Genomic DNA, 24,740 nt, shown 5'->3' on the forward strand with positions numbered 1-24,740 from the left:
CGTGGCCGGGCACGCGCGCACTTTCAGCCAGGCATGACATCCGGCGGGGCATGCTCAGGCGTCATTGCCGAGGTGTCCCATGCACAAATTCATTTGGGTGGTCATTGCGCTGCTGAGTCTGGTTGGCTGCGCCACCGGGCGCCTGTCTGACGAGGAGCGCCTGCAGCTGTACCGCGCCAACGCCGGTGCGCCGGTGCGCGATTTCCGCTATGGCAACAGCCTGGCCGGCTGGACCGCATTGGGCGGCAGCGCGTTGGCGGTGTGGACGCGCCCCAATCAGGCGTATTTGCTGGAACTGCGCGCGAGCTGCAACGAGCTCGGGTATGCGCCGGCCATTGCGATCACGCAGCGCTTTGGTCAGGTGAGTGCGCGCTTCGACAATGTGATTGCGCTCGGTGGCCCGGGGATGATCCGTATTCCGTGCCGCATCGAGACGATTCGCCCGCTCGATGTCAAGGCGATCCGTGCCTCGGAGAAACAACTACGCGAGGCCAGGATGCAGGAGCGCACGGAGGCGGAAGCCGAACAGGCTCCGCAGGAGTGAGCGTGGGCGCCTACTCCGGCGAGTCATGATGTCGGCCCGCTGGTCGGCGGCAGTGGCGATGCACCACAGCGCCTTGGCGCGAACATGCGCGCAATACCGCGCCAAACGCACGCTGTAGCCAATCAGCGCATTGCCGCGCTCACTCTTCACCCAGCGGATCCACATACCCTTCTGGCTTGTCGGCATTGCGTTCGAAAAGGAACTTCTGCAATTCCGCTTCGAGGAAGGCGCGGTGCTTGGGATCGCGCGGCGAGAGCCGGTTTTCGTTGATCAGCATGGTCTGGTGCGCAAGCCAGGCTTGCCAGCCAGCCTTGCCAATCTGCGCGAAGATGCGCTGGCCGAGCTCGCCCGGATACGGCGCAAAATCCAGGCCTTCGGTGTCGCATTGCTGGTACTGGCAGAACACGGTGCGGGACATGCAAAGTTCCTTGTATGGGGCGCGCGTGGTGTGGGCGATGCAGGTGTGCAGGGCTCAACCAGCACACGGTGCGCTGGAGTGGCAGTGTAAGCCCGTGTCCTGTCAAAGCCGAGCCGCGGTTGCCTGCGCACGTGGTTGTCGTGCGGCGCGCGTTTATAACGCGTCGAGCAATTTGCGGATCGGCGCCGGCAGACCCAGCGTTGCAAGGTCTGCGTGTGCCACCCAACGCAGGTCGTCGTTGTCGCGCAGCATCTGGCGCAGCGCGACCTTGCGCAGACGCAGTGGCTGCAGGTGCAGGCGGTAGTGGCTGAAGGTGTGCACGATCATCGGCATTTCGTCGGCACGGTCGTAATCGCCATCGATATGCGCGGCGAACCACTCACGCAGCGCGCTGTCGGTTTCGGCTTGTGGCAGCGTCCACAGCGACGCCCAGATGCCGGTGGGCGGGCGGCGTTGCAGCAGGATCTCGTTGTGCGCGTTTTCCAGCAGTAGCGCAGTGGCCTCGCGCTCGGGCAATTGCTTGCCGGGCTTGGGCGTGGGCAGTGCCTCTACCAGGCCTTCGCGGCGCGCCACGCAGTTGTCCTGCAGCGGGCACACCATGCACGCCGGTCTGGCGCGCGTGCACAGCGTGGCGCCGAAATCCATCTGCGCCTGCGTGTAGTCGGCCAGGCGGGCGGCAGGCACGTGTGCGACATGGTTCGCCGCCAGCTGCCATAGCTGTTTTTCCACGACCGGCACGCCGGGATAGCCGGCAATGCCGTGGATGCGCGTGAGTACGCGTTTGACGTTGCCATCCATGATTGGAAAGCGGTCGTTCCAGGCCTGGCTGAGGATCGCGCCGGCGGTGCTGCGGCCGATGCCGGGCAGCGCCAGCAGCGCATCGAAATCGCGCGGCAACTCGCCTGCATGCAAGGCCACGCACTGCTTGGCGGCGGCATGCAGGTTGCGAGCACGCGCGTAGTAACCCAGCCCGGCCCAGTGCGCCATCACCGTGTCGTTGTCGGCGGCGGCCAGATCGGCCAGGGTGGGGAAGCTGGCGACGAACTTCTGGAAGTACGGGATCACCACCGCCACCTGGGTCTGCTGCAACATGATTTCCGACAACCACACCCGGTAGGGCGCGCGCGGATGCTGCCAGGGCAGGTCGTGCCGGCCGTGACCGTCGAACCAGTGCAGCAGGCGGTCGACAAACGCATCGGTGGTGAGCGTGGCAGGTGCGGGCATGGGGTCTGCTGGCGTGGGAAGGCGAAGGGTCAAAGCGGTTGGTGTGCACAAGCGGGGCGGTGACTTCATCCCGCATGCGGCTGCGTGCTTCGTGCGAGCTGATACGCAATGCCGCCGCTGTGCAGTGTAGGCGTCGGTGGCTTGATCTCGGCACTCAACAGCGCAGCAAGGTGCGTGTTTGCAGGGTGGATAGGCATCGCGCAATGCAGCTAACTGCACATCCGGCCGCCCTTGATGGCACTGCCACGCCGGTACTTTGTCGATCAGGCGCTGCAGGGTCGATCACGCGCTGCAGATGGCAAACCTGCGCTGCGCCAGAGGCGCCTCCCGCAGCGCCTCCCGCTGCAACGGCTGAAGGTGGCCGCTTTAGCGCGATCCCGCAGCCACGCCTGGCCCGTGCAGACGCAGCGCGGTGAATGCATCCGCGCAGCCATCTGGACCCCAGCGCCAGTGCTGCATGCGTGCAGCACTGCAGCAGGCGTGGAATCAGCTGCCCAGCGCTTCTGGCAGCAGCGCATCGACAAACGCTTCCGGGTCGAATACGCGCAGGTCTTCCGGGCGCTCGCCGATACCGGCAAAACGGATCGGAATGCCGAACTCGCGGGCCAGCGCAAATACCACGCCGCCCTTGGCGGTGCCATCGAGCTTGGTCACCACCAGGCCGGTGACGCCGACTGCGGCGTGGAACTGGCGCAACTGCGAGATGGCGTTCTGGCCGGTGGTGCCGTCGATGACCATCAGCACTTCGTGTGGCGCGGCGGCATCGATCTTGCCGAGCACACGGCGGATCTTGCCCAGCTCGTTCATCAGCCCGGTCTGCGTGTGCAGGCGGCCAGCGGTATCGGCGATCAGCACTTCGGTGCCACGGGCCTTGGCGGCCTGCAGCGCGTCGAACGCCACCGAAGCGGCATCGGCGTTCTGTCCCTGCGCAATCACGGCCACGCCGTTGCGATCGCCCCATGCCTGCAGCTGGGCCACCGCGGCGGCACGGAAGGTGTCGCCGGCGGCCAGCATCAGGCTGTGGCCGTCGTCCTTGAAGCGCTTGGCGAGCTTGCCGATGGTAGTGGTCTTGCCGACGCCGTTGACGCCGACGGTCAGCACCACGAACGGCTTGACCGAGCGGTCGATCACCAGCGGCTTGGAGACCGGCTGCAGCAGTGCGATGAGGTCGGCGCGCAAGGCCTTGAACATGGCCTGGGCATCGACGAACTCGCGCGACTTCATGCGCTTGCGCAGGCCTTCGACCAGCGCGGTGGTGGCGCCGATGCCGACGTCGGCGGTGATCAGTGCGGTCTCGATCTCGTCGAGCAGGTCGTCGTCGAGCTTGGGGTTACGGGAGAACAGGCCGCCAAAGCTGCGCGCAAAGGTGCTGTTGCGCAGGCGCTCGCGCCAGCCCGGCTTGCCGGCCGGCGCGGCAGGCAGGCTGTCGCGCGTGTCGATGCCGCTGTCCTGCACGACCTGCGTGGGCGCAGCCACCGGTGTGGTGACCAGGGGCGCTGCCGTGACTGGCGCGTATGCGGCGAGCGGTGTCGCTGCAGGCACCGCAGGCGCAGCCGGTGCAGTCACTACGGGCGGTACCGCCACCTGCGGCGTGGCTACCGGCGTGGCTGGCGTGACTGCCGGGGTCGGCGCTTGCAGCGGTGCAGCAGGTGCGGCCTGTGGCAGCGGCTGCGGCGTAGGCACCACAACGACGGGCGTGGCGGTGGCCGGCGCGCTCGGCGCAACCGGATCCGGCAATGCCTGCAGCGCCGAGGGCGCAGCGGCTGGCGGCGGCGTGGGTGCGCTGGGTACCGCGGCAATGCTCTGCGCCTGCCCGGTGCGTGCGGCGATGTCCTGCGCCAGTTGTTCAGCGGGTGCGGCCGGCGCTGTTGGCGTTGGCGTTTCTGCAGCCGGCGTGCTGGGCGCTGCAACCGGCGCGACCGGTGTGGTCGGCGCGCTGGCAGGCGGTGTCTGGGTGGGCGCGGGCGGAGCGGCTGGCGTGGCAGCCGATGGCGCCGTGGGGAATGCGGCTGCCAGTTCTTCCAGGCTGTAGCGCGAGGTCCGCGAGCTGTCGGGCGTGGTTGGCTTGTTGCGACGGAAGAAGCTGGCCATTGGCAACGCAGTAGGGGAAACGCGGAATTCTACCATCCGGGCCCGGTTCGGCCCTTGACGCGTCCTTCAGCGCAGCCAGCACCACGGGCCTCGCGGCCCGGCTGTAATCCTGCCGAATTCTGCATCTGCGGCAGACGCCCTCACGGCGTGCTGCTGCGGTCTTAGAGCTGGCCTTTCAGCGCCCGGTAGTCGCGCGGGGTCATGCCCACCGTGGCCTTGAATTGCCGCGCGAATGCGCTCTGGTCGGCAAAGCCGCAGCGCTGGCCGATACTGGCAATGCTGTCGTCGCCGTACAGCAGGCGCATCGCCGATTCGATGCGCAACTTGGTCAGCAGTTGCTGCGGCGTCACCTGGAACACGCGACGGAAATGCCGTTCCAGCTGCGCCACCGACAACCCGGCCAGGTCGGCCAGCGCCTGCACGCGCAGGTTGTCGCCGAAGTTGGCCTGCATGTGGTCCATCACCTGGCTCAGGCGCTCGTACGCCGAGTGACGGCTGTCCGGCTGACCAAGATCGCGCGAAATGCCGACCACGCCAATCACCTCGTCGCCTTCGCACAGCGGGCGCTTGAAGGTGAGGCACCAACCCGGCAGGCGATTGGGATACAGGTGCACTTCCAGCTGGTTGTCGATGAGCTCGCCACACAGCACGCGGCGGTCCTGCATCATGTAGCTGCCACCCAGCGGCAGCGGGAACACCTCCAGCGGCGAGCGGCCGATGATCTCGCTGCGCAGCTTGCGCCCGAGCCGGCGCACCAGGGTGAGGTTGCAATGGGTGTAGCGGCCTTCGCCATCCTTGATGAAGAACACCACATCCGGCAGCGCGTCGAACAACGTCTGCATTTCCAGCGCGGGCAGGTTGAGGTCCATCGGAGTCATCGTGGCGGTCGCATTTGACGGTCGCGCGAAAGGCGCGGCCCGACGCCGATCCTAGCGCAAACGCGCGGCTGTGAATCAGGTTGGCGATTGTGCGGATTTCCGCATTTGCGCCTCGCATTGCGCGCTAGTCGCCCGCGCGCCCTGGATGGGAGCATGGCGGCATGCACACCATCGACGTCATCGACTCCCATACCGCAGGCGAACCGACCCGCGTGGTCCTGTCCGGCTTCCCCGACCTAGGCGATGGCGACCTGGCGCAGTGCCGCGAGCGCTTCCGCAGCGACTTCGACCACTGGCGCAGTGCCATTGCCTGCGAGCCGCGCGGCTCGGACACCATGGTCGGCGCCTTGTTGCTGCCGCCGCGCGACCCGAGCGCCTGCACCGGGGTGATCTTCTTCAACAACGTCGGCTACCTGGGCATGTGCGGGCACGGCACCATCGGCGTGGTGCGCACGCTGGCCGAACTGGGCCGCATCGCGCCGGGGCAGCACCGCATCGAGACGCCGGTAGGCACGGTGGGCGTGGCGCTGACCGACGACGGCACGGTGTCGATCGACAACGTCGAAAGCTACCGCCACGCCGCCGACGTGGAAGTGGACGTGCCCGGGCATGGCCGCGTGCGCGGCGACGTGGCCTGGGGCGGCAATTGGTTCTTCATCACCGAGCAGGCGCCGTGCGCGTTGGGCCTGGCCCAGCAGCGCGAACTCACTGCCTACACCGAAGCGATCCGCCTGGCCCTGGAAGCGGCCGGCATCACCGGCGAGGCGGGTGGGGAGATCGACCATATCGAGATCAGCGGCGTGGCCCCGGACGGCAGCGGCGCGGCACGCAACTTCGTGCTGTGCCCCGGCCTGGCCTACGACCGCTCGCCGTGCGGCACCGGCACCAGTGCGAAGCTGGCCTGCCTGGCGGCCGACGGCAAGCTGGCCGAAGGCGAGCGCTGGCTGCAGCAAGGCATCCTGGGCAGTGCATTCGAAGGCAGCTTCCGGCACAGCGGGCGTGGCATTGCGCCACGGATCAGCGGGCACGCGTTCATCACCGCGCGGTCGCAACTGCTGATCGATCCGGCCGACCCGTTCGCCTGGGGCATCGTGGCCTGATGCAGCCGCCACCGCGCGCGCAGGGCGGTACCGGCGCAGCGCCTGCTGCGGCGACTGCCGTGCCCGAAGCCGCGCAGCCATTACATGGCGACACGCACGCCACCGCCGCTTCAACGCGCCGCAGCTACGACCTGATCGTGGTCGGCGCCGGCATCGTTGGCGCGGCCTGCGCGGAGGCCGCCGCCGCCGAGGGCTTGCGCGTGGCGATCGTGGAACCGGGGCCGATCGGCGGTGGCTCCACCGCCGCGGCGATGGGGCACTTGGTGGCGATGGACGACGACCCCGCCGAGCTGGCCTTATCGGCGTATTCGCTGCGCCTGTGGGAGCGGTTTGCCGAATTGAGCGAGGCCGAATTCAGCCGGTGCGGCACGCTGTGGGTGGCCCGCGATGCGCGCGAACTGGCAGCGGTGCCGGCCAAGATTGCGCGGCTGGCCGCCGCCGACCTGCGTGCCGAAGCGATCGATGCCACGCAGCTCTACGCGCTGGAACCACACCTGGTGCCCGGCCTGGCCGGTGGCATGCGTGTACCTGACGAGGCGGTGGTGTATCCGCCGCGGGTGGCGCGGCATCTGGTGAGCCTGGCTTGCACCGCAGGCGCGCACTTGTTTGCCGGCCGCAAGGTCGAGCAGCTGCAGGCCGGCGGCGTGCGTCTGGACGATGGGCAGGTGCTGGCCGGCCCGGTGCTGGTCGCCAGCGGCGTCGCCTTGCCCGCCTTGCTGCCCGAACTGGCGCTGCGCCCGCGCAAGGGCCATCTGGTGATCACCGACCGCCATCCGGGCCTGATCCGGCATCAGTTGCTGGAACTGGGCTATGCGGATTCCGCACATGGCGCCGACGACAGCAGCGTGGCCTTCAATGTGCAACCGCGGCCGACCGGGCAGATCCTGATCGGCTCCTCGCGCCAATACGGCGCGGACGACCGCACGCTGTCGATGCCGATCCTGCAGCAGATGCTGCAACGCGCCTTCGCGTATTTGCCGGTACTGCGCGAGCTGCAGGCGATCCGGGTGTGGACCGGCCTGCGCCCGGCCACCGCGGATGGCCGGCCGTACCTGGGGCCCGTGCCGGGCCGGCGCGATGTGTGGGTGGCGGCCGGCCACGAGGGCTTGGGGGTCACCACGGCGCTGGGGAGCGCACGGGTGATCGTGGACAGCCTGCTCGGGCGCACACCGGCGATCGACCCGGCGCCCTATGCGCCCGCGCGCGCGGTACAGGGCGTGGCGGCATGAGCGGCACGGTGCGCCTGCATGTGGATGCGCAGCCGGTGGAGGTGCCGCTGGGCGCCAGTGTTGCGGCCGCCGTGGCGCAGGCAACGCTGCAGTTTCGCCAGTCGGCGAGCGGTCAGCCGCGCGCACCGCTGTGCGGCATGGGCGTGTGCTTCGAGTGCCGGGTGCGCATCGACGGCATCGGCCAGCAACGTGCGTGCATGGTGGACGCGCGCGATGGCATGCAGGTGCGTACCGATGGCTGAGCGCGTGCGCCATTTCGATGTGTTGGTGATCGGCGCTGGCCCGGCCGGGCTGGCGGCGGCACGGGCGGCCGCCAGCCACGGCGTGCAGGTGGGCGTGGTGGATGCGCAGCCGCGCGCCGGCGGGCAGGTGTGGCGCAGTGACGTGCAGCACGGTGCGCCGGCCGATGCACGCACGCTGCTGGCGCAGGTGGCCGGCGATGCGGCGATCACGCTGCTCACTGGGCTGCAGATCGTGCTGGCGCAACCGGGCTGGCTGTTGGCGGACGGCGCGCAGGGCAGCGTGCAACTGCATTACGCCGCGCTGGTGCTGGCCACCGGCGCGCGGGAACTGATGCTGCCGTTCCCCGGCTGGACGCTGCCCGGCGTGACCGGCGCCGGTGCGGCGCAAGCGCTGACCAAGCAAGGTTGGCCGGTGCGCGGCAAGCGTGTGCTGGTGGCCGGCAGCGGGCCGTTGCTGCTGGCCAGCGCGGCCACCTTGCAGCGGCACGGCGCGCAGGTGCTGGGGATTCACGAACAAGCCAGCGCGGCGGCGCTGCGCGGCTTCGCGCTGCAGTTGTGGCACTGGCCGGGCAAGGCCGCGCAGGCGGTGGCACTGCGGCTGCAGCTGCATGCGGTGGCTTACCGCAGCGGCAGCGTGGTGGTTGCGGCACATGGCGACACCCAGTTGCGCGAAGTCGAGGTCGACGGCCCTGCCGGGCGCAGCCGCATGGCCTGCGATCAGCTCGCAGTGGGGTACGGGCTGGTGCCGAATGTCGAACTGGCGCAGTTGCTGGGCTGCCAGCTGGAGCCGTGCGGTGCACACCAGCAGGTGCAGGTGGATGCGCTGCTGCGCACCAGCGTGGCCCAAATATTTGCTGCCGGCGAAGCCTGCGGGATCGGCGGGCGCGATTGCGCGTTGATCGAAGGTGCGATGGCCGGGCACATGGCCGCCGACGGGCCGGACGCAGCGCAGCACCTGCAACCGCAACGGCTCAAGGCGCGTGCCTTCGCCGCCCTGTTGCAGCAGCACTTCGCGCTTGATCCGCGCATTCACCGCCTGGCCCAACCGGACACGCTGGTGTGCCGCTGCGAAGACGTGCCGCTGGGCGCGCTGGACCCCTTCAACGATGCACGCGATGCGAAGTTGGCCTCGCGCTGCGGCATGGGCGCCTGCCAGGGCCGCATCTGCGGCACCGCGCTGGCCGAACTGGGCCGCTGCCTGCCCGCACTTTCCACCGACGCCGGCCGCCGGCCGCCGTTGTTCCCGGTCCGCCTCGCGGCGCTGGCCGACTCCTTCACTTCCGACTCGCAAGGGAATCATCCATGAGCATTGCTGCGTTCTGGCACGGCGTGTTGCCGGCCATCACCACCCCGTTCACCGCCAACGGCGACATCGACCACGACTTCCTGGCCAAGCATGCCAATCAGCTGGTGGACGCCGGTTGCACCGCGATCGTGCCGCTGGGCTCGCTGGGCGAAGCGGCCACCTTGAGCGTGGACGACAAGCTCGCCATCCTCAAGACGCTGGTGACGGCCTTGAACGGCCGCGTGCCGGTGGTGCCGGGCATCGCCAGCCTGGCCACGGGCGAGGCGGTGGCGCTGGCAAAGGCGGCAAAGGAACTGGGCTGCGGCGGGCTGATGGTGTTGCCGCCGTACGTGTATTCCACCGACTGGCGCGAGATGGGCGCGCATGTGCGTGCGGTGATCGCGGCCACCGATCTGCCGGTGATCCTCTACAACAACCCGGTGGCCTACAAGACCGATTTCGGCCCGGCACAGATCGCCGAGCTGGCGGCCGAATTCCCCAATCTGCAGGCAGTAAAGGAATCTTCCGGCGATGTGCGCCGCTTCGCCGCGCTGCAGGAATTGCTGGGCGATCGTCTCGCGCTGCTGGTCGGCATGGACGATGCCATCGTCGAAGGCCTCAGCATGGGCGCCAAGGGCTGGATCGCCGGCCTGGTCAATGCGTATCCGAAGGAGTCGGTGCGCCTGTTCGAGCTGGCGCGCGACGGCGGCTACCCGGCGGCCAAGGAACTGTACGACTGGTTCCTGCCGCTGCTGCGCCTGGACACCGTGCCCAAGTTCGTGCAGCTGATCAAACTGGTGCAGGAAAAGGTGGGCCTGGGCAGCGAACGTGTCCGTGCGCCACGCCTGGTGGTGGACGGTGCCGAGCGCGAGGCAGCGCTGAAGGTGATCGACCACGCCATCGCCACGGCGCCCAGCCTGCACTGAGCACGCGCCGTTGCCGTCGCGCTGGTGTTTGTTTAGCGCAGCCGCCGTGCGTGCTGCGCTGGATGAGCCGGTGCCGGTAGTGGTCCATGGATCAAACGGGTGGGACGTCGCAGGCGCGTTACCCTCATCCGCTGTTCGATCGCCCGTGCTGCGTGCGGGCGCTTCCACGCAACCGAAGGTGCTGCGATGACCCAGACTCTCCAACCCGTGCTGCTGGCCGGCCAATGGCAAGCCAGCCGCGATGCCGCCGGCAGTTTTCGCGCTGCCGACCCCACCACCGGCGAGGCGATCGGGCCTCAGTTCCCGGTCAGCGGTGCCGGCGACATCGACACCGCCGTTGCGGCGGCGCACGCGGTGGCTGCCGAACTTGCCGCCGCTCCGGCTGAACGGATCGCTGCATTTCTGGACGCGTACGCGGATGCGCTGGACGCCGATGCCGACACGCTGGTGGCGCTGGCCCATGCCGAGACCGCACTGCCGGCGCCCACGCGTTTGCGCGGCAACGAACTGCCGCGTACCAGCGGGCAGCTACGCCAGGCCGCCCAGGCCGTGCGCAGCTATAGCTGGACGCACCCCATCATCGATACCGCTGCCGATCTGCGCTCGCATCTGGCGCCGCTGGGCAAGCCGGTGCTGGTGTTCGGGCCGAATAACTTCCCGTTTGCGTTCAACGCGATTGCCGGCAGCGACTTCGCCTCGGCGATCGCGGCGCGCAATCCGGTGATCGCCAAGGCGCATCCGCTGCATCCGGCCACCAGCCAGCGCATGGCCGAGCTGGCGCATCAGGCGCTGTTGACTGCCGGGCTGCCGGCCGCGGCGGTGCAGTTGCTGTATCACTTCGACAACGCGCTTGGCCTGCGACTGGCCGGCGATGCACGGCTGGGTGCGATTGGTTTCACCGGCAGCCGTGCCGGTGGCCTGGCGCTGAAGGCCGCCGCCGATGCCGCCGGCGTGCCGTTCTACGCCGAGTTGTCCAGCGTCAACCCGGTGTTCCTGCTGCTCGGCGCGGTAGCCGAACGCGGCGCCGCACTGGCACAGGAATTCTTCGCCTCGTGCACGCTGGGCAGCGGCCAGTTCTGCACCAATCCCGGCGTGCTGGTGGTGCCTCACGGCGAGGCGGGCGATGCACTGGTGGCCGCGGCCACCGCGCACTTTGCCGGCGCCGCACCGATGGTGCTGTTTTCGCAAGGCGGCGTGGATGGCGTGCAGCGCGGCGTGGAGACCTTGCGCGCGGCCGGTGCCCAGGTGCTGGCCGGGGCAACGGCAGGCGAGGGCGGCTACCGCTATGCGCCAACCTTGCTCAGCGTGGAAGCAGACGCCTTCATCGCCGCGCCGCACGCGCTGCAGACTGAAGCCTTTGGCCCGGTGAGCCTGCTGGTGCGCACGCGCGACAGCGCCCAGATGGCGCAGGTGGCCGCCGCATTCGAAGGCAACCTCACCGGCACGCTGTACCGCGCCAGCGATGGCGGTGACGATGCCGCCTGGCAACAGATCGCGCCGGTGCTGCGCACACGCGTGGGCCGGCTGATCAACAGCAAGATGCCGACCGGCGTGGCGGTAAGTGCCGCGCAGAATCATGGTGGGCCGTTCCCCAGCACCGGGCATCCGGGCTTCACCGCTGTGGGCATGCCGGGTGCAATCCGCCGGTTTGCCGCCTTGCACAGCTATGACGCCGTGCCGGATGCGCTGCTGCCGGTGGAGCTGCGCCAGCGCAACCCGGGCGGCGTCGCGCGTCTGGTGGATGGGCAGTGGAGCAGCGCCGACCTCGGGGCGCATGCATGAGCACGCAGATCGGCGGGATGTCGCTGGACCAGGCCCGTGCGCAGCTCGCGCCGTGGACGCAGCGGGCAGCGCCGATCGGCGCGGACGAATACCAGCAGCGTATCGAGCGCGCACGCATGCTGATGCGCGCGCAGGGCGTGGATGCCTTGCTGATCGGCGCAGGCACTTCGTTGCGCTATTTCAGCGGCGTGCCGTGGGGCGCCAGCGAGCGGCTGGTGGCGCTGTTGCTCACTACCGAGGGCGACCCGGTGCTGATCTGCCCGGCCTTTGAAGAAGGCTCACTGGATGCGGTGCTGCAACTCCCGGTGCGCAAGCGCCTGTGGGAAGAGCACGAAGACCCGTATGCGCTGGTGGTGCAGGCCATGGATGAGCAGCATGCACATGCCCTGGCGCTGGACCCGGGCATCGCCTTTGCGGTGCACACCGGTTTGCGGGCGCACCTGGGCACCGCGATCCGCGATGCCGGCGCCATCATCGATGGCTGCCGCATGTGCAAGTCGCCGGCGGAGCTGGCGTTGATGCAGCAGGCCTGCGACATGACGCTACTGGTGCAGCGGCTGGCCGCCGGCATTGCGCACGAAGGCATCGGCACCGACCAACTGGTGCGCTTCATCGACGAAGCGCACCGCGCGCTGGGTGCCGACAACGGCTCCACTTTTTGCATCGTGCAGTTTGGCCATGCCACCGCATTTCCGCATGGCATCCCCGGCGTGCAGCATCTGCGGGCCGGCGAGCTGGTGTTGATCGATACCGGCTGCACCGTGCAGGGCTACCATTCCGACATCACCCGTACCTGGATCTACGGCACGCCCAGCGACGCGCAGCAGCGCATCTGGGAGCTGGAACTGGCCGCGCAGGCGGCCGCGTTTGCCGCGGTGCGCCCGGGCGTGGCGTGCGAGGCGGTTGACCAGGCGGCGCGCGCGGTGTTGCAGGCGGCCGGGTTGGGGCCGGATTACCGCTTGCCCGGGTTGCCGCACCGCACCGGCCATGGCTGCGGCCTGGCGATCCACGAAGCGCCGTACCTGGTGCGCGGCAATCGCCAGCCATTGCAGCCGGGCATGTGCGCCAGCAACGAACCAATGATCGTGGTGCCGGGCGCGTTCGGTGTGCGCCTGGAAGACCATTTCTATGTCACCGACACCGGGGCGCAGTGGTTCACGCCGCCGTCGGTGGCGATCGATCAACCGTTTGCATGAGCCAGCACACGCGCGCAGTGCGCTGGTGCAGTGAACGGCATGGTGAGGTCGATCTCGTAGGAGCGCGCTTGCGCGCGATTGGGCGTTACCGGGAGAGCTTCATCGCGCGCAAGCGCGCTCCTACGGTGCCGGTGGGTCGCGTCTTTTTCGGAGTGAATGCATGAATGTATTGCGTCCTGTCGTTGTCAGCCTGCTTGCCGCTGCGTTGTCTACTTTGCGTAGCTGCACTGATCTGGCGGCCGCCAGGCGCAAAAACGACCTGGATGTCGTAGGAGCGCGCTTGCGCGCGATGGGGCATTACCGGGAGAGCTTCATCGCGCGCAAGCGCGCTCCTACGGTGCCGGTGGTTCGCGTTTCCTGGAGTGGATGCATGAATGTAGTGGGCCCTGTTGTTGTCAGCCTGCTCGCTGCTGCGCTGTTCACCTTGCACCGCTGCAGTGATCGGGCGGCCGCCACGCGCAAAAACGACCTGGATGTCGTAGGAGCGCGCTTGCGCGCGATGCGGCGTTACCGGGACAGCTTCATCGCGCGCCAGCGCGCTGCTACGGTGCCGATGGGCCGCATCTTTTTCGGAGTGAATGCATGAATGTATTGCGTCCTGTCGTTGTCAGCCTGCTTGCCGCTGCGCTGTTCACTGCCTGCAAACCGGCAACGCCCGGTGCAAGCACCGCCGCCGCCGCAGCGCCTGCACCCACCAACGAACAGGCGGCTAAAGCCTTCGATGCGTTGCTCGATCAGCAATGGCAATACCAGCTGCAGCACAGCCCGGAATTTGCCAGCATCATCGGCGACAAGCGCTACAACGATCGCTGGAGCGACTATTCCCTGGACGCCGCGCAGGCCGAGCGCGTTGCCACGGCCGCATTGCTGCGCAAGTTCGAGGCGGTCGACGCCAAAACGTTGGACGAGCAACGCCAACTCAGCCTGCAGATGATGCTCGGCCAGCTGCATGACCGGCTGGAAGGGCTCGACCTCAAAACCTATGAAATGCCGCTGGAGCCGGTCGGCGGTATCCAGCTGGCACTGGCCGGGTACGGCGATGCGTTTCCATTCGAGAACGCCAAGGACTACCAGGACTACATCACCCGGCTGAAGGCGATTCCTACCGTGATCGACCAGGTCATCGCGGTGTCGCGCCAGGGGGCGAAGGACGGATTGGTGCAGCCGCGCTACCTGCTCGAACGGCTGCCGGAGCAGATCGACAAGATCGCAGCGATGCAGGGCGCGCAGAGCCCGTTTGCCTCGCCATTGAAGAAGCTCGACGGCGCGGTGCCGGCCGACCAGCGCGCTGCGTTACGCACACAACTGATTGCAGCAATCGACCAGCAGGCAAGGCCCGCCTACACCCGCCTGGCAGCATTCGTACGTGACGAATACGCCGCCCAAGGGCGCGCGCAGGAAGGCATCTGGTCGCTGCCCGATGGCGAGCGCCGCTACCGCTACGCCATCCACACCCAGACCACCACCGACATGGCGCCGGAGGAAATCCATCAGATCGGCTTGAAGGAGGTGGCGCGCATCGAAGGCGAGATGGCCGTCATCGCCAAGGCGCAGGGCTACCCGGACCTGGCCAGCTTCCGCAAGGCGGTCGACGCCGACAAACGCCACTTCGCCAAATCCGGCGAGCAGATCCTGCAGCAATACCGGCAGTACATCGCCGCGATGCAGCCGGAGTTGCCCAAGCTGTTCGGCAAGCTGCCCACGGTTGCGCTGGAGGTGCAGGCGATGCCTGCGTTCCGGCGGACCGCACCGGGCGCCGAGTACTGGCAGAGCAATCCGGAGGGCAGCAAGCCGGCCATCGTGAAGGTCAACACCAGCGACTACGCCAGCCGCACGCTGATCAATATCGAAACCACCGCCTACCATGAGGGCGTGCCGGGCCATCACCTGCAAATTTCGCTTGCGCAGACGTTGCCGCTACCGCCGTTCCGCCAGCAGGCCGGCTACAACGCCTACATCGAAGGCTGGGCGCTGTATGCCGAGCGGTTGGGCAAGGACATCGGCTTCTTCAAGGACCCGTACAACGACTATGGCCGGCTCTCCGGCGAGTTGCTGCGCGCCAATCGCCTGGTGCTCGATACCGGCGTGCACTACAAGCGCTGGAACCGCCAGCAGATGGTGGATTTCTTCCACGCGCATCCGTCCGACGACGAGCCGAGCATCCAGTCCGAAACAGACCGCTACATCGTCTGGCCGGGCCAGGCGCTGGGGTACAAACTGGGTCAGTTGCAGATCCTGGCCTTGCGTGCCGAAGCCGAAAAAGAACTGGGCACGCATTTCGACATCCGCGGTTTCCATGATGCGGTGCTGGGTGGTGGCGCAATGCCGCTGGCGATGCTGCAACAGCGCGTGCGTGCGTGGATCGTGCAATCGAAAGCGGCCATTGCCACGCGGGATGCACGCGGATGAGCGCACTGACCGTGTTGCGCGCCAGCGTCCTGAGCAGCATGATCGCAGCCAGCCTGTGTAGCGTGGTTGCGCCCGTGCAGGCGGCGGCGCCGGCGTCGGTTGCGCAGACATCCGCTGCGCAGCGCTTCAAGGCGTTGTACACGCGCGAATGGCGCTGGCGGCAGGCGCAGCTGGCGGGTGCGGTGGACGAAGACAACCAGGCCACCCAGAGTGGCCCAGCCGATCATCTGCCCAAGGTCGACGTGGCCACGCAGCAGACGCGCACCGCGTACTGGCAACAGGTGCTCAAGGAGCTGGACGCGATTCCGATGGCGCAGCTCTCGGCCGAGGATCAGGTGAACGCGCAGGTGTATCGCCAGCAGCTCGACGTGCTGCTGGACCAGCAGCACTTCCGCGCCTGGGAGATGCCGTTCAACAGCGACTCGGCGTTCTGGAGCGACCTGGGCTTCAGTGCCGAGGCCACCTTGCGTACGCGCCAGGATTACCAGCGCTATCTGAAGATGCTGGCCGATATTCCACGCTACTTCGGTGAGCAGACCGACAACATGCGCGCCGGCCTGGCGCGCGGTTTCAGCCAGCCCAGGGTCACCTTGACCGGGCGCGATCAGTCCATTGCCGATGTGGTGCAGGCCAAGGGCGAGGCCAATCCGTTCTACGCACCGTTCAAGCAGATGCCGGCCACCCTGCCGGCCGCCGAGCAGGCGCAGTTGCGGCAGCAGGCGCTGCAGGTCATCGCCCAACACGTGGTGCCGGCATACGCCAAGCTGCTCAGCTTCATACGCGAGGAGTATCAGCCACGCGCCCGCGACACCCTGGCTGGCGAAGCGCTGCCCGATGGCGCGGCCTACTACCGCGCACAGATCCGCGAGTTCACCACGCTGGATCTGAGCCCGGAGCAGATCCATCAGATTGGCCTGCAGGAAGTGGCCAAGCTGCGCACGCAGATGGACCAGACCATCGTGGCCAGCGGCTTCAAGCCGCCAGCCGGGCAGGCGGTGTTTCCTGCGTTTTTGCAGTTCTTGCGCACCGATCCGCAGTTCTATGCCAAGACGCCGGAGGAGCTGCTCAAGCAGGCGGCCTGGATCGCCAAGCGCGTCGACGCCAAGGTCGGCGACTACATCGGCCGCCTGCCGCGGCAGCGCTTCGCCATCGAGCCGGTGCCGCCGGAGCTGGCGCCGTTTTACACCGGTGGCCGCGGTGGGCCGGGCATCTATCTGGTCAACACCTACAACCTGCCATCGCGCCCGCTGTACAACCTCACCGCGCTGACCTTGCACGAGTCATCGCCCGGCCACGCGTTGCAGATGCCGCTGGCCGCCGAAGCGCAGGATCTGCCGGAGTTCCGCCGCTACAGCTACATCTCCGCCTATGGCGAGGGCTGGGCGCTGTACTCGGAATATCTGGGCCAGGAAATGGGCATGTACGAGACGCCGTACGACCGCTTCGGCTATCTCACCTACCAGATGTGGCGTGCCTGCCGGCTGGTGATCGACACCGGCATCCACCACCAGGGCTGGACGCGTGCGCAGGCGATCGCGTATCTGCGCGACAACACCGCGCTCAGCGAGCACGAAGTGACCACCGAGGTGGATCGCTACATTGCCTGGCCGGGCCAGGCGCTGTCGTATTACCTGGGCGAGTTGAAGATTCTGGAGCTGCGCCGCAAGGCAGAGGCGGCGCTGGGCGAGACGTTCGACCTACGCCACTTCCATGATGCGGTGCTGCAGACCGGCTCGGTGCCGTTGCCGGTGCTGCAAGCGCGGATCGATCGATTCATCGCCGATGGTGGCGCATCGCCGTATCCGGATCCGCGCGCCGGCTCCGATGCCGATGCCAAGGTGTCGGCCAGCGACTGAGTTGTCTTGCCTCATGCCGGCGCAGGCCGCGCGGTTTCACTGCTTTCCTCTCTGGGGGTGACGTATGACCACACACGGTGCGAGCGCACAGGGCAAGTTCCACAAGCGGCTCAGCCTGACCGACCTGACCTTCATCGGGCTGGGCTCGATCTTCGGCTCGGGCTGGTTGTTTTCCGCCAGCCACGTGTCCTCGATCGCCGGTCCGGCCGGCATCGTGTCGTGGATTCTTGGCGGCATCGCGGTGTTGTTGCTGGGGCTGGTGTATTGCGAACTCGGCGCCGCGTTGCCACGCGCCGGCGGCGTGGTGCGGTACCCCGAGTACTCGCATGGGCCCTTGCTGGGGTCGTTGACCGGCTTCATCACGTTGATTGCGTTTTCCAGCCTGATCGCAATCGAAGTGGAAGCGGCGCGGCAGTACGCGGCGGCCTGGTTTCCGGCGCTTAGCCAGGCCGGCAGCACGCATCCCAGCCTGCTGGGCTGGCTGGTGCAACTGGCATTGTTGCTGCTGTTCTTTGCGCTTAATTACTTCAGCGTCAAGACCTTCGCGCTGGCCAACAACATCGTCAGCATCTTCAAGTTCCTGGTGCCGATCCTGGTCATCGTGCTGCTGATGAAGCACTTCAATGCCGACAACCTGAGCGTGCACGGCTTCGCACCCTCGGGCATGGCCGGGGTGGAAGCGGCGATCTCCGCCGGCGGCATCATCTTTGCGTACCTGGGGCTCACCCCGATCGTCTCGGTGGCCAGCGAGGTGTGCAACCCGCAACGCAATATTCCGATTGCCTTGATCCTGTCGGTGGCGCTGTCCACGGTGATCTACGTGCTGTTGCAACTTGCCTTTCTGGGCAGCATTCCGGCCGCGCAGCTGGCGCAGGGCTGGAGCGGCATCGACAAGTCGTTTTCGCTGCCGTACCACGACATCGCGCTGGCACTGGGCATGGCGTGGCTGGCCGCGCTGGTGATCTGCGATGCGATGGTGTCGCCCAGCGGCACCGGCAATATCTACATGAATGCCACGCCGCGCGTGGTGTACGGCTGGGCGCGCAGCGGCGGGTTTCTGCCGGTGTTGACGCGGGTGGACCCGGCCTCGGGCATCCCGCGCCCGGCATTGTGGCTGAGCCTGGGGTTGTCGATCTTCTGGACCTTGCCATTCCCGTCCTGGGAAACGTTGATTGGCGTGGTGTCGGCCGCGTTGGTGCTGAGCTATGCGGTGGCGCCGGTCACGGTGGCCGCGCTGCGGCGCAGTGCGCCCGGCCTGGCGCGGCCGTTCCGCGTGCGCGGATTTGCGGTGCTGGGGCCGCTGTCGTTCGTGGTGGCCGCTCTGATCGTGTATTGGTCCACCTGGCCCACGCTGTCCTGGCTGCTGGGCCTGCAGGTGGTCGCGTTCGCGGCGTACGTGCTGTATCGCCTGCCATCGCGCGCGGGCAGGGCCCGGCTGTTGCGCCAGGTCCGCGCGTCGCTGTGGCTGATTGTGTTTTTCGTGCTGGTGATGGCGGTGTCGTGGGCGGGCACCTTCGGTGGTCATGGCTGGATCGCGCATCCGTTCGACACGCTGAGCGTGGCGGTGATCGCCTTCGGCATCTATCACTGGGGCGCGCGTAGCGGCCTGCGCAGCGACGAACTGGCGCTGGAGGAGGACGATGGTGAGTGACGGATGCAAGCGCACCTGCATGCGGCAGTGGCTGCGCGGCGTGGTTGCCTGCGTGGCGCTGCTTGCTGCTGCGGCGCAGGCTGCGCCGAGCGTGGCCGACTACCAGCGGTCGCTGGGCCTGCGTGCGCAGTGGATGACCCTGACCGAAAACGTGAGCTGGCCGGCGCAATGGCACGACGCTGACACGTTTTATTACCGCAAGACCGTGCCGGGTGGCTTCGCGTTCATGCGCGAAGACCTGGCCACGCTGCAGAAAACGCCCGCCTTCGATCATGCGCAGCTGGCGCGTGGGTTGTCTGCTGCCGGCGGCAACAACGTCACCGCAACGACGCTGCCATTCGAGCGTTTTGCCTATGCCCAGGAGGCCGGGCGTGCCGATGGCGCAGTGGAATTCGAGATCGGCGAGACCAGCTGGCGCTGCACACTGACCCACTACCAATGCGCGCCGGTGGCTGCCACCGCGCAGCAGCGCCCTCGCGGGTTTGGCGTGGTGCGCGATCCGGCTGTGGCGGCCGACGCCACGCCGCGGCACTCACCCGATGGTGCGTGGGAGGTGGTGGCCGATGGCTGGAATCTGCAGCTGCGGCGCGTGGCCGACGGCCAGAGTACGCGGTTGAGCAGCGACGGCCGCGCCGAGGATTTCTATGATGTTGAAAGCGTCGCCTGGTCGCCGGATTCGCAGCACCTCGCGGTGTACCGCGTACGCCCGGGGTATGCGCGGCGGGTGACCCGCGTGGAAGCGGTGCCGCCTGGTGGCGGGCAGCCGGTGGTGCACGCGCAGCTGTACCCAAAGCCGGGCGATGCGGTGGACGTGGAGCGGCCGGTGCTGTTTGCACTGGATGGCAGCCGACGTGAGGTGGACACGGCGTTGTTCGGCAACCCGTATGCGCTGTCGCCGTTGCAGTGGCGCAGCGATAGCCGCAGCGTGAGTTTCGAGTACGTGCAACGCGGGTTTCAACGCATGCGGGTGATTGCGGTGGACGCGCAGACCGGCCGCGCGCACGTGGCCGTGGGCGAGGACGCGCGCACGTTTGTGTATGCCGACCGCAGCTTTCGCCACGATGTCGATGGGCGCGGCGATGAGATCCTGTGGATCTCCGAACGCGACGGCTGGCGCCATCTGTATCTGTTCGACGGCCGCAGCGGCAAGGTCAAACGCCAGCTCACCCGCGGTGCATGGATCGTGCGGGATGTGCTGCGCGTGGACGATGCACAACGCCGCATTTGGTTCACCGCCAGTGGCATGGATGCCGGCAAGGACCCGTACTACCGCCAGCTCTACAGCGTGGATTTCGATGGTCGCCATCTCAGCCGGCTGACCCACAGCGACGCCGACCACGATGTGGCGATTGCCCCGGATGGGCAGCATTATGTGGATACCTATTCGCGCCCGGATCTGCCACCGGTGATGGAGCTGCATGCCATCGATGGCCGCCTGCTGCAGCAGGTGGAGCAAGGCACCATCGATAAACTACAGGCCGCCGGGTGGCGTGCGCCGGAGACCTTCGTGGCCAAGGGCCGCGATGGCCGCACCGACATCTGGGGCATGGTGGTGCGCCCGCGCGACTACGACCCGCGCAAGCGCTACCCGGTGATCGAGAACATCTACGCCGGGCCGCACGATGCCTTCGTGCCGAAGACGTTCTGGCCGTTCGGCTACCACTCCGGTGGCGACAAGCAGATCGGCATGCAGGCGCAAGCGGACCTGGGCTTCATCGTGGTGATGATCGACGGCATGGGCACCGCCAACCGCTCCAAGGCCTTCCACGATGTGGCGTGGAAGAACCTGGGCGATTCCGGCTTTGCCGACCGCATTGCCTGGCACCGTGCGCTGGCCGCCAAGGACCCCTCGTACGACATCAGCCGGGTCGGCATCTATGGTGCATCTGCGGGCGGGCAGAGCACCCTGGGCGCGCTCGAACGCCACCCGGAGTTCTACAAGGTGGGCGTGGCGTTTGCGGGCTGCTACGACAATCGCATGGACAAGATCAGCTGGAACGAGCAGTGGATGGGCTGGCCGGTGGATGCCAGTTATGCCGCCGCATCGGGCGTGGTCAATGCAGCAGCGCTGCAGGGCGATGTGTTGCTGATCGTCGGCGAGCAGGACAGCAATGTGGACCCGGCGTCCACCGCGCAGTTGGTGGATGCGCTGATCAAGGCCGGCAAGGATTTCGACCTGCTCAACGTGCCGGGTGGCGAGCATTCGGTGGGCCGCTCCAGCGGGCCGATCGACTACGTGCAGCGCCGCCAGTACGACTTTTTCGTTCGGCATCTGCGCGGCGACGCTACGCCGCGCTGGAATGCCACTGCCCAGGAGCCCCGCTGATGCGCCTGTTTCTTTCCCGTGGCGCCGTGCGTCGCTGTGTTGCGCAAGTGCTGCTCTGCACGCTGGCACTGCTGGGCGGCCCCGCTGTTGCCAATGCTGAAGAACTGCCACGTTTCGTCACCCAGAACGGCCGCCACGCCTTGCTGGTCGACGGCGCGCCGTACACCATCCTGGCCGCGCAGCTGCACAACTCCAGCGCCTGGCCGGCTGTACTGCCGCAGGCGCTGGACCAGGTGGTCGCGCTGCATGCCAACACGGTGGAAGCGCCGGTGTATTGGGAGCAGTTCGAGCCGGCGCCGGGGCGGTTCGATACCACCAACGTGGATGCGTTGATCGCCGGGGCACGCAAGCGCGGCCTGCGCGTGGCGCTGCTCTGGTTCGGCAGCTGGAAGAACGGCCAGATGCATTACGTGCCGGAGTGGATCAAGCGCGACGACGCGACTTACCCACGCATGCGCGACGCCAATGGCGAGCCGGTGGACGTGCTGTCGCCGCACGTGGCGGCCAATGTGCAGGCCGACGCACGTGCATTCACCGCGCTGATGCAGCACCTGCGCAAGGTCGATGGCGACCGCCACACCGTGATCGTGGTGCAGGTGGAAAACGAGCCCGGCGCCATCGGCACCGTGCGCGATCACGGCCCGGCCGGCGAAGCGGCATTCGCGCAACCGGTGCCGGCCGCCATTGCCGCGGCGCTGGGCAAGCCCGCCGGCAGTTGGCAGCAACTATTCGGTGCGGAAGCGGCCGAAGCGTTCAATGCGCATGCCACCGCCGCGTATATCGAACAGGTGGCCGCAGCCGGCAAGCGTGCGTATCCGCTGCCGCTCTACGTCAACACCTGGCTGCGCTACAAGGGCAAGCGCTACCCCGGCATGGATTACCCCTCCGGCGGCGCCACGGTGAATGTGTTTGCGCTGTGGCGCGCGGCCACGCCGTCGATCGACTTCATCGGCACCGACATCTACACCAGCGACTACGGCGAATACACCAAGGTCATCGGCCAATACGCGCGCCCCGACAATCCGGCCTGGGTGTCGGAGACCGGCTTCGAAGCGGCCACCGCGCCGTACCTGTTCCATGTGCTGGGGCAGGGCGGGATCGGGTTCTCGGTGTTCGGTATCGACGGCAACCCGGACAGCGAGGCGAACCGCGCGGCCATTGCCGCGCACGCGGCCAACTTCCGCCAGCTGGCGCCGCTGCAACGCCTGATTGCCCAAGCCAATCTCGATGGCCGCCTGCAAGCGGTGGCCGAGCAGCCGGGGGCGCCGCAGCGCACGCTGCGTTTCGGTGACTGGGAGGCCAAGGTGTCGTTTGGCGCGCCGCTGTGGGGCGATGCGCCGGCGATCCTGCCCGGCACCGACGACCACGCCGGGCGCCTGCTGGTGCTGCAACAGGGGCCGGACGAGTTTCTGGTCACCGGTACCGCGGCGCGCATTGAATTTTTCCGCAGCGCGGCCGATACCCGTCATGGGCAGCTGTTGCAGGTGGAGCAGGGCCGGTATGTCGACGGGCGCTGGCAGATGGAGCGCCAGCTCAACGGCGACCAGACCGACTACGGGCTCAATTTCGGCCGCACCGATGCGGCTGGCCAACCGCCGCCGGTATTGCGGGTGCGGGTGGGCAGCTACTGAACGCGTAGCGGCTGCGGATTGGCCGCCGGTGATCGGCAGGCCGTGATGTGCTGGACGGGTGGCGCGTGACTGGTAGTTCGCATCGTCCGGTTGGTGGTTGCAGCAGGCGTTTGTCGTTTTTTTCTTGTTCTCAGTCCGGAGCCACCATGAGCATCAGCACCATCGCCAGTTCCGGAATGCAGGTGGCCGCCCTGCGCCAGCAGGTGGCCGCCAGCAACGTGGCGCGTCAGCCGGTGGAAGGCAGCCCCCGCCAGGCCGTGGCGGCGAGCACCCAGGCCGGCGGCGGCGTGACTGCCAGCGTGGTGGATGCGGCGGCGGATCCGTCCGCCTTGGCCACCGATCTGGTGGCCGGCCTGTCGGCGCGCAATGATTTTCAGGCCAACGCCAATGTGCTGCGGCGCTCCGACGAAGCGCTGGGCAGCCTGTTGGACGTGCTGGCCTGAAGCAGGCGCGGTTCGCGGGCGTGAGCGCAGTGAACGTGCGACACGCCACAGCGGCTCACCGGGAAGGTGCGCCAAGCACCTGTTGTGCATCGACGATATCGATGCCTTGCAGTTGCCCCAGCAGGCTGTCGAACCACGGTTTATGCATCGCGCCAACGATGACCAGCACGCGTGCGCCGGGTCGATCGCCGAAGCTGGTGCGGATGTTGGAGACCATGCGCAGGTTGCGCGCTTCCCAACCGGCCACATACCGCTGCCCGTAATGCTCCGGTGAGCTGTCGCGGAGCGCCGCGCGGAAATCGACATCCACTGCGAGCTGCGCGTTGCCCGGCGCATTGATCGCGCGATACAGCTCCAGCAGGCGGCCCTGCGATGCCAGCGCATCTTCCTGGTCGCGCATCGGCTTGGCGCGTGGTGCGGCCTGTTCCCACTGGGCCTGGATCACCTTGCCGTACGCGGCCGGGTCGCCAAGATCGATGTTGTCGCCGGTGTGGTCGTCCACCGGATACACCCGCTGCAGGCCGAGTTGCGCCGCCAGGCGTGCGGCAATCTGCTGGCTCTCGTTGGGGCGGTCCTGATACGCGCGCAACCATGTCACCAGCGCCTGGTCCAGGCCATCGCCTGCACGTTGTTCGGCGGCCGGCAGTTGCATCCATTGCACGCTGGCCGATGCGGGGTCGCCTGCAGCCAGGAACACCGCGGCCAGGTGGCGGCGCTGCGCGGGTGTGGATGTGCGCGCCATGGTCTTCAACAGCGTGCGCATCTGGGCGATTGCCGAGGGCACGTCCAGCCCGGTGGCGGCCTGCGCGGCGGCCGTATCCGGGCAATACGCGGACACGTCCTCGGCCAGATACACCGCTGGATGCCGCCGCATCAGGTCGCAGGTTTCGCCAGACAGCCCTTCAATGGTGATGATGTCCGGCTTGAACGCGGCAAGGCGCTCCAGCAGCGGTTGCAGGCGCGCGGTGCTGACATCGCTCCCCTTCGGTAGCTGCGACAGATGCACGCTCCCCAACACCAGAACCGGCGTGCGCGGGCCGGCCATCTCCGCATCCAGCGTAGACAGGTCAACGTGGGTGGCCTGCGCCTGTGCGAGGCCAGGTAATATGAGCGCAAACGACAGTACCCATCTAACCGTGTGCAGATGCATCTTCATTCCTTGAGGTGGTGCGCGGATGCGGAACCGGTGAACGTGCCGGCCTGCAGATGGGCGCGGCGCCGCGTGTGGTCGCGTTGTTTTTCGGTCTGGGTGATCACGGTGCGCCGTGGAGCCGCTGGCGCACGACGAGTGTCGTTGCCGCGTACGCTTGGAAACAATAGGCGATAAGTCACTGCGCCTGATGGCTGTGCGTGCGCGGGGTTCGCAGGCGGCCCGTTGCCGTTGAGTGCCTGTGTTGCGTCGTTGCTGATGCAGCTGCCTGATGTACGTTGCGCTGTGTCGCTTGCGATTAGCGATGTGGGTTTCCAGCGCGGTCTTCATCACCGTGAGTCCGGGACGCATGTCCGCAT

20 protein-coding genes are annotated in these 24,740 nt (G+C 67.6%); 15 read left to right on the top strand and 5 right to left on the bottom strand.

Features of this window, described 5'->3' with window-relative positions; all coding sequences use genetic code 11:
• Nucleotides 1–79: 79 nt before the first annotated feature.
• Nucleotides 80–544: a DUF6491 family protein gene (locus tag QRM89_RS07290; protein ID WP_161960393.1), complete on the top strand. Its 465-nt coding sequence runs from the start codon at nucleotides 80–82 to the stop codon at nucleotides 542–544.
• A 139-nt stretch (nucleotides 545–683) separates the two neighbouring features.
• Here QRM89_RS07290 and QRM89_RS07295 read toward each other — a convergent pair whose 3' ends face one another.
• The 4 genes from QRM89_RS07295 to QRM89_RS07310 form a co-directional block, all read right to left on the bottom strand.
• Nucleotides 684–962: an oxidative damage protection protein gene (locus QRM89_RS07295; protein ID WP_011037561.1), complete on the bottom strand. Its 279-nt coding sequence runs from the start codon at nucleotides 960–962 to the stop codon at nucleotides 684–686.
• A 153-nt stretch (nucleotides 963–1,115) separates the two neighbouring features.
• Nucleotides 1,116–2,186, bottom strand: coding sequence for an A/G-specific adenine glycosylase (mutY, locus tag QRM89_RS07300; RefSeq protein WP_228436756.1), 1,071 nt, complete (start codon nucleotides 2,184–2,186; stop codon nucleotides 1,116–1,118).
• A gap of 486 nt (nucleotides 2,187–2,672) precedes the next feature.
• On the bottom strand, nucleotides 2,673–4,277 hold the full coding sequence (gene ftsY / locus QRM89_RS07305) for a signal recognition particle-docking protein FtsY (RefSeq protein WP_228426934.1): 1,605 nt from the start codon (nucleotides 4,275–4,277) through the stop codon (nucleotides 2,673–2,675).
• 161 nt (nucleotides 4,278–4,438) lie between these two features.
• On the bottom strand, nucleotides 4,439–5,155 hold the full coding sequence (locus tag QRM89_RS07310) for an AraC family transcriptional regulator (RefSeq protein ID WP_011037558.1): 717 nt from the start codon (nucleotides 5,153–5,155) through the stop codon (nucleotides 4,439–4,441).
• 161 nt (nucleotides 5,156–5,316) lie between these two features.
• Between QRM89_RS07310 and QRM89_RS07315 the strand changes: the two genes are divergently transcribed.
• The 14 genes from QRM89_RS07315 (at nucleotide 5,317) to QRM89_RS07380 (ending at nucleotide 23,231) form a co-directional block, all read left to right on the top strand.
• Complete coding sequence (locus QRM89_RS07315; protein WP_285447666.1) at nucleotides 5,317–6,255, top strand: proline racemase family protein; 939 nt, start codon at nucleotides 5,317–5,319, stop codon at nucleotides 6,253–6,255.
• Nucleotides 6,255–7,484, top strand: coding sequence for an FAD-dependent oxidoreductase (locus QRM89_RS07320; RefSeq protein WP_116923275.1), 1,230 nt, complete (start codon nucleotides 6,255–6,257; stop codon nucleotides 7,482–7,484). The genes QRM89_RS07315 and QRM89_RS07320 overlap by 1 nt, the downstream gene beginning before the upstream one ends.
• Entirely contained in the window at nucleotides 7,481–7,726 is a 246-nt protein-coding gene (locus tag QRM89_RS07325) for a 2Fe-2S iron-sulfur cluster-binding protein (protein WP_075287654.1), read from the top strand. The genes QRM89_RS07320 and QRM89_RS07325 overlap by 4 nt, the downstream gene beginning before the upstream one ends.
• Entirely contained in the window at nucleotides 7,719–9,032 is a 1,314-nt protein-coding gene (locus QRM89_RS07330; protein ID WP_258872877.1) for an FAD/NAD(P)-binding oxidoreductase, read from the top strand. Before QRM89_RS07325 ends, QRM89_RS07330 begins: the two co-directional genes overlap by 8 nt.
• Entirely contained in the window at nucleotides 9,029–9,937 is a 909-nt protein-coding gene (locus QRM89_RS07335) for a dihydrodipicolinate synthase family protein (RefSeq protein WP_068574129.1), read from the top strand. Before QRM89_RS07330 ends, QRM89_RS07335 begins: the two co-directional genes overlap by 4 nt.
• 186 nt (nucleotides 9,938–10,123) lie before the next feature.
• Nucleotides 10,124–11,719 carry an aldehyde dehydrogenase family protein gene (locus tag QRM89_RS07340; RefSeq protein ID WP_285447667.1) on the top strand — a complete coding sequence of 532 codons (1,596 nt, stop codon included), beginning with the start codon at nucleotides 10,124–10,126 and terminating at the stop codon, nucleotides 11,717–11,719.
• Entirely contained in the window at nucleotides 11,716–12,915 is a 1,200-nt protein-coding gene (locus QRM89_RS07345) for a Xaa-Pro peptidase family protein (RefSeq protein WP_285447668.1), read from the top strand. The genes QRM89_RS07340 and QRM89_RS07345 overlap by 4 nt, the downstream gene beginning before the upstream one ends.
• A gap of 160 nt (nucleotides 12,916–13,075) precedes the next feature.
• Nucleotides 13,076–13,501 carry a hypothetical protein gene (locus tag QRM89_RS07350; protein WP_285447669.1) on the top strand — a complete coding sequence of 142 codons (426 nt, stop codon included), beginning with the start codon at nucleotides 13,076–13,078 and terminating at the stop codon, nucleotides 13,499–13,501.
• Nucleotides 13,498–15,324 carry a DUF885 family protein gene (locus QRM89_RS07355; protein WP_285447670.1) on the top strand — a complete coding sequence of 609 codons (1,827 nt, stop codon included), beginning with the start codon at nucleotides 13,498–13,500 and terminating at the stop codon, nucleotides 15,322–15,324. The genes QRM89_RS07350 and QRM89_RS07355 overlap by 4 nt, the downstream gene beginning before the upstream one ends.
• A complete protein-coding gene (locus QRM89_RS07360; protein ID WP_285447671.1) occupies nucleotides 15,321–17,180 on the top strand; it encodes a DUF885 family protein in 1,860 nt (619 codons plus the stop codon). The genes QRM89_RS07355 and QRM89_RS07360 overlap by 4 nt, the downstream gene beginning before the upstream one ends.
• Before the next feature lie 64 nt (nucleotides 17,181–17,244).
• Nucleotides 17,245–18,831 (top strand): APC family permease, encoded by a 1,587-nt coding sequence (locus QRM89_RS07365; RefSeq protein WP_285447672.1) that lies wholly within the window; start codon nucleotides 17,245–17,247, stop codon nucleotides 18,829–18,831.
• Nucleotides 18,821–21,157 carry a S9 family peptidase gene (locus QRM89_RS07370; protein WP_285447673.1) on the top strand — a complete coding sequence of 779 codons (2,337 nt, stop codon included), beginning with the start codon at nucleotides 18,821–18,823 and terminating at the stop codon, nucleotides 21,155–21,157. The genes QRM89_RS07365 and QRM89_RS07370 overlap by 11 nt, the downstream gene beginning before the upstream one ends.
• Entirely contained in the window at nucleotides 21,157–22,788 is a 1,632-nt protein-coding gene (locus tag QRM89_RS07375; protein WP_285447674.1) for a DUF5597 domain-containing protein, read from the top strand. Before QRM89_RS07370 ends, QRM89_RS07375 begins: the two co-directional genes overlap by 1 nt.
• A gap of 146 nt (nucleotides 22,789–22,934) precedes the next feature.
• Nucleotides 22,935–23,231, top strand: coding sequence for a hypothetical protein (locus QRM89_RS07380; RefSeq protein ID WP_011269640.1), 297 nt, complete (start codon nucleotides 22,935–22,937; stop codon nucleotides 23,229–23,231).
• Between the two features lie 55 nt (nucleotides 23,232–23,286).
• On the opposite strand, the gene QRM89_RS07385 is transcribed toward QRM89_RS07380, so the two are convergent.
• Nucleotides 23,287–24,381 carry a DUF5694 domain-containing protein gene (locus QRM89_RS07385; protein ID WP_285447675.1) on the bottom strand — a complete coding sequence of 365 codons (1,095 nt, stop codon included), beginning with the start codon at nucleotides 24,379–24,381 and terminating at the stop codon, nucleotides 23,287–23,289.
• Nucleotides 24,382–24,740 lie beyond the last annotated feature (359 nt).

Origin of the sequence: Xanthomonas sp. LMC-A-07 (assembly GCF_030208825.1) — a bacterium.
Classification (GTDB): domain Bacteria; phylum Pseudomonadota; class Gammaproteobacteria; order Xanthomonadales; family Xanthomonadaceae; genus Xanthomonas; species Xanthomonas campestris.

What these genes read in the sequence shown, in the direction of transcription:
- QRM89_RS07295 (WP_011037561.1), bottom strand. Translation starts at nt 962, where the DNA reads ATGTCCCGCACCGTGTTCTGCCAGTACCAGCAATGCGACACCGAAGGC.
- QRM89_RS07325 (WP_075287654.1), top strand. Translation starts at nt 7,481, where the DNA reads ATGAGCGGCACGGTGCGCCTGCATGTGGATGCGCAGCCGGTGGAGGTG.
- QRM89_RS07340 (WP_285447667.1), top strand. Translation starts at nt 10,124, where the DNA reads ATGACCCAGACTCTCCAACCCGTGCTGCTGGCCGGCCAATGGCAAGCC.
- mutY (WP_228436756.1), bottom strand. Translation starts at nt 2,186, where the DNA reads ATGCCCGCACCTGCCACGCTCACCACCGATGCGTTTGTCGACCGCCTG.
- QRM89_RS07370 (WP_285447673.1), top strand. Translation starts at nt 18,821, where the DNA reads ATGGTGAGTGACGGATGCAAGCGCACCTGCATGCGGCAGTGGCTGCGC.
- QRM89_RS07375 (WP_285447674.1), top strand. Translation starts at nt 21,157, where the DNA reads ATGCGCCTGTTTCTTTCCCGTGGCGCCGTGCGTCGCTGTGTTGCGCAA.
- QRM89_RS07310 (WP_011037558.1), bottom strand. Translation starts at nt 5,155, where the DNA reads ATGACTCCGATGGACCTCAACCTGCCCGCGCTGGAAATGCAGACGTTG.
- QRM89_RS07355 (WP_285447670.1), top strand. Translation starts at nt 13,498, where the DNA reads ATGAATGTATTGCGTCCTGTCGTTGTCAGCCTGCTTGCCGCTGCGCTG.
- QRM89_RS07290 (WP_161960393.1), top strand. Translation starts at nt 80, where the DNA reads ATGCACAAATTCATTTGGGTGGTCATTGCGCTGCTGAGTCTGGTTGGC.
- QRM89_RS07380 (WP_011269640.1), top strand. Translation starts at nt 22,935, where the DNA reads ATGAGCATCAGCACCATCGCCAGTTCCGGAATGCAGGTGGCCGCCCTG.
- QRM89_RS07350 (WP_285447669.1), top strand. Translation starts at nt 13,076, where the DNA reads ATGAATGTATTGCGTCCTGTCGTTGTCAGCCTGCTTGCCGCTGCGTTG.
- QRM89_RS07360 (WP_285447671.1), top strand. Translation starts at nt 15,321, where the DNA reads ATGAGCGCACTGACCGTGTTGCGCGCCAGCGTCCTGAGCAGCATGATC.
- QRM89_RS07345 (WP_285447668.1), top strand. Translation starts at nt 11,716, where the DNA reads ATGAGCACGCAGATCGGCGGGATGTCGCTGGACCAGGCCCGTGCGCAG.
- ftsY (WP_228426934.1), bottom strand. Translation starts at nt 4,277, where the DNA reads ATGGCCAGCTTCTTCCGTCGCAACAAGCCAACCACGCCCGACAGCTCG.
- QRM89_RS07335 (WP_068574129.1), top strand. Translation starts at nt 9,029, where the DNA reads ATGAGCATTGCTGCGTTCTGGCACGGCGTGTTGCCGGCCATCACCACC.
- QRM89_RS07365 (WP_285447672.1), top strand. Translation starts at nt 17,245, where the DNA reads ATGACCACACACGGTGCGAGCGCACAGGGCAAGTTCCACAAGCGGCTC.
- QRM89_RS07330 (WP_258872877.1), top strand. Translation starts at nt 7,719, where the DNA reads ATGGCTGAGCGCGTGCGCCATTTCGATGTGTTGGTGATCGGCGCTGGC.
- QRM89_RS07315 (WP_285447666.1), top strand. Translation starts at nt 5,317, where the DNA reads ATGCACACCATCGACGTCATCGACTCCCATACCGCAGGCGAACCGACC.
- QRM89_RS07320 (WP_116923275.1), top strand. Translation starts at nt 6,255, where the DNA reads ATGCAGCCGCCACCGCGCGCGCAGGGCGGTACCGGCGCAGCGCCTGCT.
- QRM89_RS07385 (WP_285447675.1), bottom strand. Translation starts at nt 24,381, where the DNA reads ATGCATCTGCACACGGTTAGATGGGTACTGTCGTTTGCGCTCATATTA.